At 44.6% G+C, this 14,392-nt stretch carries 7 protein-coding genes; all 7 read right to left on the reverse strand.

What is annotated here, in order from left to right; genetic code table 11:
* Nucleotides 1-115 precede the first annotated feature (115 nt).
* The 7 genes from K4H25_RS00855 to K4H25_RS00885 all read right to left on the reverse strand — a co-directional run bounded on the left by K4H25_RS00855 (nt 116) and on the right by K4H25_RS00885 (nt 14,389).
* Nucleotides 116-1,426 carry a capsule polysaccharide biogenesis protein gene (locus K4H25_RS00855; RefSeq protein ID WP_221021604.1) on the reverse strand — a complete coding sequence of 437 codons (1,311 nt, stop codon included), beginning with the start codon at nt 1,424-1,426 and terminating at the stop codon, nt 116-118.
* Between the two features lie 368 nt (nt 1,427-1,794).
* Nucleotides 1,795-2,727: a hypothetical protein gene (locus K4H25_RS00860; RefSeq protein ID WP_221021605.1), complete on the reverse strand. Its 933-nt coding sequence runs from the start codon at nt 2,725-2,727 to the stop codon at nt 1,795-1,797.
* 71 nt (nt 2,728-2,798) lie between these two features.
* The gene (locus tag K4H25_RS00865) at nt 2,799-4,823 is read right to left on the reverse strand and encodes a capsular polysaccharide biosynthesis protein (RefSeq protein ID WP_221021606.1); all 2,025 of its coding nucleotides are present in this window, start codon (nt 4,821-4,823) and stop codon (nt 2,799-2,801) included.
* Nucleotide 4,824: 1 nt separating this feature from the next.
* On the reverse strand, nt 4,825-5,808 hold the full coding sequence (locus K4H25_RS00870; RefSeq protein ID WP_221021607.1) for a CgeB family protein: 984 nt from the start codon (nt 5,806-5,808) through the stop codon (nt 4,825-4,827).
* Between the two features lie 206 nt (nt 5,809-6,014).
* Nucleotides 6,015-10,385, reverse strand: coding sequence for a glycosyltransferase family protein (locus tag K4H25_RS00875; RefSeq protein WP_221021608.1), 4,371 nt, complete (start codon nt 10,383-10,385; stop codon nt 6,015-6,017).
* Nucleotides 10,386-10,496: 111 nt separating this feature from the next.
* Nucleotides 10,497-12,431, reverse strand: coding sequence for a DUF6270 domain-containing protein (locus tag K4H25_RS00880; protein ID WP_221021609.1), 1,935 nt, complete (start codon nt 12,429-12,431; stop codon nt 10,497-10,499).
* Entirely contained in the window at nt 12,428-14,389 is a 1,962-nt protein-coding gene (locus tag K4H25_RS00885) for a glycosyltransferase (protein WP_221021610.1), read from the reverse strand. The genes K4H25_RS00880 and K4H25_RS00885 overlap by 4 nt, the downstream gene beginning before the upstream one ends.
* Nucleotides 14,390-14,392 lie beyond the last annotated feature (3 nt).

A 14,392-nucleotide genomic window follows, 5' to 3' on the forward strand; every position in this document is an offset into this window, starting at 1 on the left:
TTAGATGATGGTGTTAAGTGCCTAGGCGGTTTAGCGTCGCAGTTCACTGCAGCGCTAAACATCAAAAAGCCAACGCAGAGGCGCAGAGCAAAAAATCAGCACAGGTTTAAAGCGTTTAAGTTCTAACTCGGCCTTTCTCTGCGTCTTTACGTCTCTGCGTCAAAAGGTTTTCCTTCACAGTATTAAGAGGATATTTCTCAATTAATTGCGCCAAAGCCGAGCGCTCGGCGCTCAGTTGCGCGGTGCTGGCAGCCATAGCCAGCTGGATGCTTTCATTACAATAAAATCCGCCATTCACTTGCGAGGCCTGCATGATGGTGGCGCGAAAGCGCGCAAATAATTCGGTCGATGGCGCAATGCCATTAGCCCAAAAATCATCCAGCGCCCCCTGAAAAGTCAGCCCAGCCACATTGTAAATTGGATTACTTAGCGTAATGGTTGGGCAGCCCAATTCAATCGCCAAACTACCCGCCGTGCTATTAACAGTGACCATGCCGCTGGCGCGCTCAATTAAATAATTAATCACCCCGCCCTCTAAATACACAATGCGCTGGGCGACATCAAATTGCGCGGCGGCTTGCGCCACAAAATCAGCGTAATTTTCTAAACCATAATCTAAAGGATGATTTTTAATCACCAACAAACTATCGCTAGGCGCATGGCGGGCAAACGATTGCATCACATGCAAAATAAACTGCTGCATATGCTCAAATTGCGAATGCTGGCGAATTTGCGCATCGCTATTGAGCTGCAAAGGCATTAAATAAAACGGCGTAGTCGAATGCAATAACTGCGCTATTTTGGCCGATTCGGTTTTTTTATTTATTTTGGCCAATAAATTACGCCGCAAAAATCCGGCATATTCAATCGGCGCAATCACCGGTGCATGCGTTTGATAGCCCGGATACAAAATTGGATTCCAGCAACCGGCCAAATGATAAGCCACATCGTGTACCGATCTAACTTTGAATTTGGTTCTAAACATTTGATATTCAAATGAATGCTGCGCCAATAAATCTTGCCCCACTTGCCAATACCAATCGGCATCACGCGGCAACATAGAATTAGCATTCACCCCACCGCGCTCTAAGGTAATCCAATGCGGGCGAAAATAGCCTTCTTCAAAAGCATGCACCTCAATGCCAAGCTGCTTGGCCAAAGCAATCGCCGGCAAATGCACTGGCCGGCAATCCCCAAACACCACAATATCGCTAATCGAAAATTGCTGATATTTGTGCGCCAAATAGTCGCCCAAATCATTCACATCACCGCGATAATGCCAAGCAGGCATGCGCCAATACAAATCATCACCGGCATTAAAATTAAGCTTATAAACCGTATGCCCAGCCGCACGCAAATGCAGCGCCAAATCTCTAAAAAATGGCGAACAAATACCCTGCAATAAAAGAAATACTTTTGTATTCATTAGATCCCAAAACAAGCCAACACATACAGTTTACGTAGGGTGGAATAAGCAAAGCGCATTCCACCAAAACCAACGCACACCCATGCCCTCACCGAGCAACGCCGCCCAATCGGTGAACGGCGGGGTGAATGCGAGCGAACAAAGAATGCGGGGGGAACGGTGCGGGTAGTGATGCGGTTGGTGGTGCGCTTAGTGGTGGAATGCGCTTCGCTTATTCCACCCTACTCCTAATTCCACCCTACACCTCAATCCTCAATCCTCAATCCTCAATCCCCAATCCCCAATCCCCAATCCCCAATCCCCAATCCCCAATCCCTAAATCCCCAATCCCCAATCCCCAATCCCCAATCCCCAATCCCTAAATCCCCCTACTCATCGGCCAAGGCCATGGCGCGGCGGATGATGTCGGGGGCGATTTCTCGTGGCTCGCCGCCGTGGCCGGATTCGTGCTCATACACCAACGATTCAATCGGCCCGGCGCGATCGCGCGCCAAGCTGGCGTCCAACTTAAAATGCGCGCAAAGCGGCACAAAATACTGCTTAAAATGAAAAACATCCTGCGTGTTTTGCACATACAAACACCGCATATCGGGGCTGGATTCAATCGCCACAATCGCATTAAATTGCGGATCGCCCTGCGCCAAAACGCTGGGATTATTTTTATTCGGAAAGCATTTTTCAACAAAATTGGTAAACAAACGCGCAGGCTGAATTTGCCACAAATGCGTTTGCGTATTAATCGCCACGGCGGTGGCGTTTTTTAATCGCGCCGCCAATTGCATCGCCGCAAACCCACCCGCCGACGAGCCATAACTAATCACCTGCTTTGAGCTCAAACCCAATGATTGCGCCACATGCTGGGTAATCTGCGTTAAACCATTCAGGCCATCAATCGATTCCGTGCCCAAATACCACGCCGTTTGCGGCCCGGCGGGCAAATAATGGCAAGGATCAGAAATATACAAAACGCTACCGGGGAATAAATGCGTAAACGTCAGCCGATCAAACTTGGGAATCGGGTGCCGATTGGGCGTGCGCAAGCCCGACAGCACCACAAACAAATGCTCGCCTTTTTGCGGCGCAAACATGCAATCGAAGCGCAAACCATCCATCGCCACACTAAATCGACCATGCGGAATAATCGCTTGGCTAAACTGCGCAAAACTAGCGAAATGACACTGCTCTGGCTCTAATAAAAACAACAACTCGCGGCGCAGCTTTTGTTTTTGATTCCTCAGCGCCGTCGTTTCTACCTGCCGCATCAAAGCCCACAATTGCTTGGACTTATGATAAATCGGCATCGCATTACGCAGTATTGACCTGCACTGCTCAAACCAGCGCCGCCCGTAGGCTATACCCCTGACTTTTAGATTCAAAATTGCGCCAACCCCATCAATTGCCGCCGAATCTTATGCCACCAGCGCGGCCTAGCCGCTGGCGTATCACGCCACGCCATTAATTCATTCAGCACCTGCTCGGGCGACGTATATTGCCCAGTAATCCGGCTGATATAGCTCGGATACAAAATCAACGCCGCCGCCACCAGCTCATCCAAATTGCGCCGAGTAGTGCGCCGTGGGCACTGCATCTTGTCGTCCGTAAGCCCCCAACCGGCATAAAACGGCATACCCCACACCACCACCGGCACCTGCCGCAGCAAAGCCTCAAAACCGGTGAGCGAGGTAATCACATGCACCTCATCCACCTGCGCAAATAAATCGGTAACCGCAATATGCTCCACCACCTCGTCGCACCATTGCTCGGCCGCATGCTCATCCAAACCTTGCGCGCGCAAGCCCGCCAACACATCGGGATGCGGCTTATACACCACATACGCATCGGGATTAGCCGCGCGCACCGCCTGCAACAAACCCATATTGCTGCACACCTCGCCCGCGCCAAACCGAATCGACGCATCACCCTCAACCTGCCCTGCTACCAACAGCACCCGCTGTTGCGCTGCCGCAGTGGGACGATGCCACACCCCCGAGCCCACGTTGTATTTAGTCAGCCCCGCCCCCACAATCTGCTCGCGTAAACGCCGCGCCCGCAATTGCAAAGACTCATCCATTAGCTGATGCTGCAAAATATGCTCTAAATCAGACGGCTGAGTCGCATCAAAATAAATCCCACGGCGGTCAAACACCCAAGACAGCGGGCGAATCAAATCCGCCCCCAAACCCACCGAGCGCACAAAACCATCCTCAACTCGAATCATCGGATTGGGCAACTGAGCTTGATGCTCTAACGCTGTCGCCGCAGACTGGGGCGCAAATAAATGCGCATGCTTATTACCCCAAACCAACACCGGCCGCAAAGCCTCATGCTCGCTCGAAGGCGCCGCAATAAAATCCACCGCTGCGCCCTGAGTAAAGGAGCGCATAATCGGCTGCTTCCATTTAGAAAACCCAAACGCATACACCGCTTGCGGCAAACGAGCGCGCATTTGCCGCTGCAAAGCCAAATGCGCAAGCACCGTTTCAACCTCACAGCGCTGCTGTGTTTCTGGATTGATATACCGCGGATACGCCACCAAAGCGGCATGAACCAACTGCAATAAACTCACATCACAACGCCGATCTGGCCTAGGTATATGATCGTGAGTAAGCCCCCACCCTGCATAAAAAGGCATACCAAAGCAAAACACCGGCACGCCCCACAGCAAGGCATCAAAACCCATTTGCGAAGTCACCACATACACCGACTGCGCCAGCGGCAATACATCGGCCGGATGCACATCATCCCCCAGCAATACAATCCGAGGATTAACCCGCAAAACAACCAAATCAAAATGGCCCACCTTGCGCCCAGCCAAAACCTCGGGATGCACCTTAATCACCACCGGCAAATCGCTATCGGCCAAAGCCGCCGCCAACATCGCATCAAAACTAGCTGCGCTAGCGCCGCCATACACAATGGCCGCATCGCCAAAAGTTTGGTCCACCACCAATACAAATTGCGCTGGCAAATCAGGCAATGGCGCCGTTTGATGATTGTATTTAGAAACCTTGCCCGCCCGCCAAGCCGCAATCAGCGCGGTAGTACGCTGCAACTGCGCCTCATCTAATGCATTCGGGATCAACTGCTCTAGCCGGGATGACGAGCGCGCATCGTAATAAATGCCCACCTCATCAACCACAATCGACAAAGGCCGCTCGCCCTTACCCATACCCACCGAGCGCAAAAAGCCATCTTCCACCCGCCAGCAACCCACGCCATCCCGCGCCGCATATTTAGCCGCCCGCCCGCCGCTGCGCTTGCAACCCCAGCCCAACCAAGCTTTTTTGCCCTCAACTCGGCGCCACGGCGCAACCACGGCCAGCTCATGCTCAAAAAAAGCATTTAAATGTTTTTGCGTCCAAATCCCGTAATCAAGCAATGAAACAGCAGCCGCCACCTTAAACCCCAATCACATCTTGAATTTGTTGCAAACGATGCGCCCAAGTATGGTGCTGCAACACATACTCGGCCCCAGCACGCGCCCGCTCTAAATCTTGCGGCGCAGGCCCATGGCGCAAACGATCAAACAAATCCTTGGCCTCAGCCATGTCTTGCACCACATGACAATAATCGCGAAACAGCCCATCCACCGCTGGCGTAGGATTGGTCACTGCAATACCACCGCAGCCCAAAATCTCGACCAAGCGCCGCGAAAACATCGTTGGCGAATCCTCAATCGTATTCACATTTAACGACACCAAAAAATCCCGATACAACTGCGCCGTTTGCCCATGCGGCACCGCAGGCAACACCTGCAAATTAGGCAAATCTGGAAACCGATAATGGCCAGCCTTACGCGCCGAATTGCGATCCACCACCGTTAAACCCAAGCCCGTATCGGCCGCCGCAGTAAACAACATATCCTGCCAAGCGCGCCGCCGATCATGCACATGATGGCTATAACTACCGACAAAATTCGCCCGATGATGCTTAAAATCAAAACCACGAAAACCATGCGTGCGCGGCTGAATCGCAAACATCAGCGTATGCACCGAAGCCTGCTCACCCATCACTGCCTTGTATTTGGCAACGCAATTGGAATCAACCGTAAACACATGATCAAACCATCGGGCGCTATCAATAAAGCGATCAAAATGCACGCCGTCTTCTTTATTCCAAAAAACCGTCGGAATCCCCCGATCACGCGCATACGCCACCAAGCGCTGCAAACGCAAATTATTGCGCTTGGGATAATCGGGATAAGCCGCCACCCCAAACTTCCACGTATTACGCCAACCGGCCCAAGCCGACTCAACCAACAAAAAATCGGGTCGAAACAAAGCCAATTGCGCGCGATACGTATAAGGAGTCAGGATGGAAACATTGGCATCCAAACGCACACTTGCGGTGGTTAATTCATCTGCCAATAAGGCCAATCGCATATATACCTTCTAAATCAAATGATATTGTTAGTTAACTATTTGCTTTAACAAAAATGGGAGCAATAAATAAACATTAACCCTCAGCAAACAACAATATCACTCAATAAAATACTAGCTAAAACCATAAAATTAGTGCTAAACGATACAAAATAAAACAACAAATATTAATGATAACATTCAATTATTTAATAGACCATCAAACAACACTACTCTGTAATATTGATTACTGTTTCTTCAGCACCAACAAAAGAAAATCCTTCTGCACGGCTATAAAATAAACATTTTTCAAATTCATCATATCCAACATCGGTCCATCGACCGGGATGAACTTGCACAATAACAATTTTACTTTTTCTTCGCTTCAAACGCTCTAGATAAGCCGCATAATCAGGTTGCCCCGGGCCATCTTGGTTACGTTCAGGCGTGATATTTCTTTCAAATGCGTCTTCATAAACAACTGGAATACTGCACTCGGCTAATACCTCACGATTTGAATCATTAATTCGATTAAATGGCGCGCCATAAACTTTGCAATCAAGACCCCAAGTATCAAATATGGCAGCTTGAGTTTTAGTAATTTGCTCGACTTGCTGATTACGCTCTAGCTGAGTCATATCTTGATGGCTCCAAGAATGATTCCAAAGCTCAACCAAATCATTTCTCAACCATTTTTTTACAATCGCTTTTTGTTCGGCTGACCCACCCAAAATAGTATTGCCAATCACACCAATACTCACTTTTGCACCAAACTTACTACATAGATTGACCAATCGATGAAATTGATCAAACGAATCATCTAGCCGTAAATCATCTGCTTTAATAATGATTGATCTATTATTTTTCTTTACATCGTTAGAAATAAAATACAGCTCTTGCTCGGTAATCCGAACTGACTCTCTAGAATCAACAACCGTTTGTTTTGCTAGTTTGCTTAATTTCAAAAATGATTTTTCATCATTAAACAATTTGACAATATGCGCTGATAAGCCAACATAATCTTCTGATTCAGCCAGCGCACCACAATCACTATCAACAAACTCAGGAATGGCAGCCACTGCATTGGTAACTGGCACCAAACCCGAGGCCATTGCTTCATCGCGCGATACGCCTTGGGTATCCATACGCGTTGGGCAAAGGAAAATACCGTATTGTTTATGTAATTCGGCAATTTCAACTCGATTTAAAAAGCGGCGCTCAATAATCACGTTATTAAATTGTCGTAATGGTGCCAATGTTTCTTCAAACAATGGGCCATCGCCAATCATGCGAAACTCTAATTCATTAAAAAATGGCTCTTTCGCCAATTCTAAAATGGCTTTAACGCTTAAATCATTGGCGTAAATATTTGATGCATAAGGCCGAATCGATAAGATTTTTTTTCTTTGCTCTACTGATTTAGGCAAGTAATTAAAATGCTCGGTATCAATTGGATTATGAATAATCGTGTATTGACCTTCGGGCACACGAAGTCCTAAATCTGCCATTGCCGTATCCGCAAGCCAGCGCGAAACAAAGACTAATTGCAAATTGGCAGGCATGGCCTGCAATACGCTACGCCAAAAGTTAAGGCGCAATTCACTGCGTTGCCGTGCGGCTTGGTGCTGCGCGTCGGTTTCATGCATAAATGCGCGGCGATGATAAGCCTGTATCTCTGCGCCATGCACCCAAACCACCACCTTAATGCGATCCACATATTGCTGCAGCACTTGCCACATCGCTTCATCAAGAAAATGCACCAATACACTTTGGTACTGGCCTTCTTGCAATAATTTGTGCAGCACTTCTGCGCCGCCCGTTACAACGTCGATATTTTCAAATTCGTGGTAGCTAGCGGCTTGCTCTGGGCGCAAACGGAATACATCACACGCCACGCCTTGCTGGCGATAAGCGCGCACTCGGCTATGCACAAAGCCATTGCGGTACAAATCGTCGTAGCTTGGGTAGTGATTGGTCAGCACCAAATGCTGACTTTGGCCAAACATCGTTCCCGGCTGCGGTGTTTTATGCCCAAGCAATAAGCTATGCACATTGGCGCTGCCGCTGGCATAGCAGCGTAAACCCAATTTTAAAAATGCTGTTTCAGCTGGTATCTCAATCAGGTGATTGCGATTGGCGGTTTTAACCACATGGCCAATTCGCTGCGATTTGGCGTCTAAAAACAAAATCGTGAGCTGTAGATTTAGCCCCGGCGTAGCCTCTAAATGCAACGATAATTGCCCTTGCTGCGCGCACAATTCGGCCAAAGTATGCGTGCGATTAGCGTAAATATATTCATGCTGACCATCTGGCAAGCTTGAGTTCGCAACCAAGCAGCCGCCTTGCTCATGCAGCGTAACTAAGGATTTAGCAGGCGCTTTAAATAGCTCGGCCAGCGCCACGCCGTTAATTTGTGGCAGCGTGCTACTGTCATTTTGCGCTGGTTCAATCGCTTCAGCTCGCTCGTGCATTTGCTGTAGCGACAAGCCCAAATCTAGCCCTGCTAAATCATTCACTACCGCTAAATCAGCCGCATCTAGCGTCGCACCATTTTTGCAGTAATTAAATTCATCAATCGCCAGCGCTTGTTCAAACTGCGCGGTGTACAGCGTGCGCACCCAATCGCGCAGCACAATTTCACCCTGCGTATCGATCTGCGCCACGCCAGATCGCGCCGCCACTGCGGCCACAGCATGATACGCCTGCTCGCCGCCAAATAACTCTAAGCCCCGCGTAGCCGAGCCAACATAATGCGCGCCCTTACCAATCGCCTTGCTACCGGCGTAGCGCGTAGCCAGCATTAAATCTGTAAGGTAGTTTTCGCCATAATAATCATCGGCAATCATCACCCCCAGCCACGTATCGCCTTTGGCGAGATCAGCCAATTTAATCGTATCGGCCTCAGCCGCGCTAAACACCCGCACCGCCTCACCCGCAGGGATACCCTCTGGGGTAAATCCATTGGGCACAATCAAGATAAGTGTTTTATCAACATACCCCTGGCGATTAAACGCAGCCAGCAGCGCATCGACTTGATTTTGGTCTTTGGCATGACTGGTAATCAGCACTTGAGGCAATAGCGACGGCGCGGCTTTGCCGCTCACTTTGCTCACCATATACGCCAAACGATCTTGGTAAGTATGCTCGCTCATGATTTTACGCAATGCCGCTAGCCGCAATTTGCGCGCCGCCACGTCGTCTTGCCCTAGCGCTTGTAGGCGCTGAACAATCTCGGCGCCATTGTCACTGGTCAGCACCAAATCGCCAAACATCAAGCGCACACCACGCGAATAATTGCTAATCGTGATGGTATTGCACGCCAATAATTCATACACTCGGCGCGCAAACATACTTTGCGATTGCTTAATCGAATTTAAATTAATCGCGTAGCGATAGCCTTTATACGCTTTATCAATCTCGGCATACGGTAGATTGCCAACAATAAACGGCTGATATTCACTAGGGAATTGATAGTCCGGATTGTCTTTACCAAAATTGCGATCATAAATTTCGAGTGGGCGAAACTCGGGTAAATTCACCGCAAAATCACCCAAATCACGCGTGCGCTCTGGATAGCGCGTGTAATACGCGCCAGCAAAGCAAAACGCATCTTTACGCTGATATTTTTCTAGCGGATTACTCTGGCGTGGCTGCGCAGCAAACGGCAAAAAATACACCCGATCATGCCCCAAAGCCGCTTTATAGCGATGGATGCAATCAATATCGGTGGTGAAAACAAAATCAAATAACTTGGCAGTGCTTAAAAAAGTCTCAAAGTGAACCGGGTCTTCTTTATTCCAAAACACAGTAGGCACTTGGTGATCGCGGCACCACTGCACAATACCCACCAATTCCTGACTACGATGGCCAACTTTATTGCCCCATAGTTCGTCTTTACCTCGCCAAGCTGATTCAATCAGCAATAGCTCGGGCTGAAAGTTAATCAGCTCTTGCTGCCAATCAGCAGACGTAAGCTGCAATAGGCTGCATTCAGCGTGATACGAGCCATAAGTAAACTCATCCATAATCGCCGCCACCTTGAGCGACAATAAATGCTGAACAAACTGCTGACCATTGAGCTGCTGCAATTTTTTAAACTGTTCAAAAACCAGCGGCAATTGCATTCGCGGAATATCGGCGGTGATAAATCGTATTGGCGCGCTAACGGATGGCAAGTAGCTGCTTGATACAGCCTTTTTTTGGCTACGCCGCTGAGCATCTTGATGAATCGCCCACAGCTTGCGCGGCAAACCACATAAAGCAGACCATGATTTAGTACCAAAAATCAGCGCATGCCCTAGCTGAAAAGACAGCGTATTTTTAGTTTTGGCCACTTGCTGATTAGCAAGCACCACTTGCTGGCGCAATTTTTCAATCTGTGTATTCGCCTCATTTAACGCCAATTTATTGCGTAATGAATCGCGCTTAAGCTGCTCAAACAAAACGTTGCGTTGCGCGAGCTCTGCTTGCAATTTTAATAACTCAGCTACGAATACTTGCTCAGTTTTTAATAAAAACGTATTTTTTTCATTAGATTGAAAATCAGGCAATTCTTCAACATCGGAGAAATGACCTAATTCAATGATATCGTTTTTTTTCATATATAAAATTACAGCAGCAAGTTATTGTAAAAAAGACTCCTTATGTAACTAAGGCTCAAACTAATGAAAATAATCTAAATTTTTATGAATTTTGATTGAAATATAAAACTCTCACTTCTTATAACTTAAAACTAATTTTTCTAAAGACATCTCTAAATCTGTATTCCATGATCTAATTCCAATAGATATTGGACAACCAGATGAAATATCAAGAGTAACTGTTGCATTAATCTTTCCAGGCTTAGTATTCAAATAACGATACCACCCGATTTCTGAAGATGCAGACTTTATAAAATTCTTAATATTTGATGGTTCTTCTCCATCAAAAACCAATTTAACAAGCGCATTATTTCCGCGAATATCAGCAGGACAACTTAATTCATAACTAAGAATTATTTGCTCAATTCCTCGACAACTATCAGGAATACTGAAGTAAATAAATTTAGATGATAACGATTTAATTTCATCACTCAAAACAATGCTTTCAATAGAACCTTCATTTGAGAATGGTGCTAACAAAGGAAACTTATCAAAAACATCATTTTTATTATTAACCAGCGAAAAACTATCCATATCTGCCAAAATAGCAGTCATAGGATCAGTTTTTTTAGCTGTTGTATCTTGAACAATAGATCGTATCCAGAAAAAACATTCAGATCGTGAATCCAATATGCAAGGATACATTTTATCTACTAATACATGATTTACAGAGCCCGTAACCATTGACTCAGAGTAAAACTCCATATCTGCATGTTTTTTATTAACTCTCGCAAGTCCAATATTAATAAATGGTCGATGAACCGATCGAATATTAGTCATTTGATGTGATGATGTTTCTAAAAATCCAGTAAACCCTAAGCCAAATGAAACATAGAATCCAACATTATTACTTGTAATATACTGCGCAACGGAAATAAAATAATTTATATTAAGAAGGTCATCATCATCCAGATTTGCAACAGCAAATGTCTCATCAATTACTGTATTATCATTAACTACCCTAATCACACTATCTTCTTCAACACAACACAATTTGATAAATTTGAATTCCAAATTAATTTTCTTTAGCGACTCTAAATATTGAGCAGGCAAAGTATTTGAGTACTGAATCACATGCACGATATCACAATAATTTTGCCCCTCAGCGACAAGCGGAAGAGATAAATTAGAGAGAATATACAACCGTAAATCTAGTCTATCTGGACTATAAAGCTGATTAAAATATGAATCTTTATCGCCATTTTCAGTCTTAGATGCAACCCAACTTAAGCTACCTGGTTGAAAAATACTAAATCGCGTAACAAGAAACAACTTAGGTTTTTTATTCATTCTTTTAATTCGCCCTAAAACGTTATAGCCAAATTCATTATTAAAATGAAATGGTTGACATCCCCACTTATGAACCAATGGCACATAGGCATTTATTTTATCAAAAACAATAACCTGCGATAATGGAACATCCTTTTTTACAATGGAATATATTCTATTAAGAATATTATTATTTTTATCTACATGCCCAACATGAAACTTCTTTCCACAGTTTGTTTCTTTTGCCCAGAAAGGTGCATTAACAATGATCTTACTTTCACATCCTAGTTTAATTATCTCAGCCCAAAAATTATTCCAACCCAAGCAAAATAAATTAAATTTCTCATCTGAATCAGCAGCTATTCTTCGGCCTGAAGGAAGGATAAAATTTGACTGCAATAATTCATCAGACAAGACAAATACTGCGCCATCATCAGTCAAAAAATAATCAAATCGCTCATCAATAAAATCCAAGATCAAAACATCAAATTCAATACATTTTAAATCATTAATAAATTGATTATTAAGATCTCTAACTACAGCGCGTCGTCGAAATGGTGAGTTAATATCTACACCATCATAATCTACAATCACGCCACCTGACGAATAAACACTGGCAAAACTAGAACGAGCAAAATAATCTTTTATTACAATACTGCCGTCCTTATCAAGTTCAAATATGTCACGACTAATACAGCTACCAAAAATTAAAACTTTAACATTTGAACCATCATTCATTTACTATTAACCGAAGATAAATTAATAACATTAACTAAATCACTTATTACGATCTTTTGACTATATCTATTATTTATTAAGCTAATCCCAGAAGAACCATCAACTGGAAATACTGCACTATTTGTTGATAGGATAAAATCTACAAGCTCAACAGAATCACGCTTGATATATTCCTTTGGATATATGTATTCGACACCAGTCCACTGAAGAAAAAGACCAATACCACCAGAACAAAAAGCATCAGCTGGTGCAATATGAAAACTTTCTGGGATTTCTTCTGATTTACTCGTAGAAAGTACAAACCCAAAATTTTTGGCGGTTTTTTTAATATCTTGCCAACCAGAAAAAATAACATGTTGTTCAAGGCAATTTTGCTCAATAAACTGCTGACAATCGGTAAAATAAGCCATTTCAACTGGATCTTTGGCAATCCACGGCAAATCTTCTGGCCGTTTACCGGCAATCTCCAAGGTATAGCGGCGATCTACTTTAACTAATTCATTCAGTATTTCTAAACCCTGCTTAAATCCTTTTCTCGACGGTAAAATACCAATCATTGCCAAGCGAAATACTCGCTCAGGATCATCACTTTGTTCGTAGCCATTAACATCAATAAAATTAGGTAGCAACATCATTTTGCTACGTGGGCAGCCAATGCGCTCAATGGCTTTTTCAAAAAAGTATAATGATACCGCGAAAAAGCTATCAACCTTACTATGGTCAATTTTTTTGCACCACGGTGTGGTTAATTCAAAACGATGTACCCGCACAAATAATTTTTGTTCAGCCATTTTATGCTTTGCATACCAAACTGCATTACCTAATAGCCATTCGCAAAAAATAATATCGGCCCAAGCAAGTAATTTACGGCTGCGCGCTTCATCATGCGCATTGTGGCCAGTCCATTCATCCACTTCAATTTGGAAATACTGCGATAAATCAGGTAAAGCCGATTGAATAAACTTTAAGTCATAGCCCGCCACTACTAACCTAGGCTGTATCATTACATTAAATTGCTCATAATCTTGCGCATACAGCGTATCTAAAATTGATTTTAGCCGCTCATTATATGTAAAGCTGGAGATTAATTTTTGATGCTGATTGATAAACTCAGCAAACTTGATAAATAACTCAAAATCAATGTCATGCGTATAAAATTTAATCAGCGCAAGCAATGCCGATTGCAAACCAATACGCAAACGAATTGATAAATAAGATAAGCCAATACGATTTAATCGCTCTTCCGCTTCAGTCCATACTGTTAAATGATTTTGTAACTCACGCGCACCATATTTTTGAGTAACGGACTCTTCACCATTTTTTGATTTATTATAAGTAAATGTTGGGTGATCAATGTATGCAATTTCTTGGCATGCAATCAAGCAATCAATAAGGAAAATCGTATCTTCCCCCATCCGGATATGCTCTGGCCATTGAATCGAATTTTGGCGCAAAATACTAGCGCGTATCAGTTGCGGCACCGTAGTGCTTTGCGATGAAATAATTTTAACTAGCCGCTCATCTCTGCTAGTAATTTGATTAAAGCTCTCGACTCGATTCATTGCTTTACGCGTGTGGCCATCATCAGCAATCAAATAGCCACGGACCAGATCAGCATTATTTTGCTCAGCAAAATTTAAATAGCTTTCTAAAGTATCGGAAAATAGCGAATCATCACAATCTAAGAAAAAAACATAATTACCAACAGCAACATCTAAACCGACATTCCTTGGGCGCGAGGCACTGCCTGAATTAGCATCGGTTTGAAATAAATACCAATTCTTGCGTTTAGCTACCTCTAAATGCATCAGCGCCAAAGTATTATCTTTTGAGCAATCATCTACAAAAATCACTTCAAATTGATCTGCCGGTAGCGTTTGCTCATCGAGCGAGCGCAAACATGCGGTAATTTTATTGGCAGCGTTATAGCACGGCACAATCACTGAAACTTTAATCATTGC

This window comes from Deefgea piscis (assembly GCF_019665785.1).
In the GTDB taxonomy this organism is placed as follows: Bacteria; Pseudomonadota; Gammaproteobacteria; order Burkholderiales; family Chitinibacteraceae; genus Deefgea.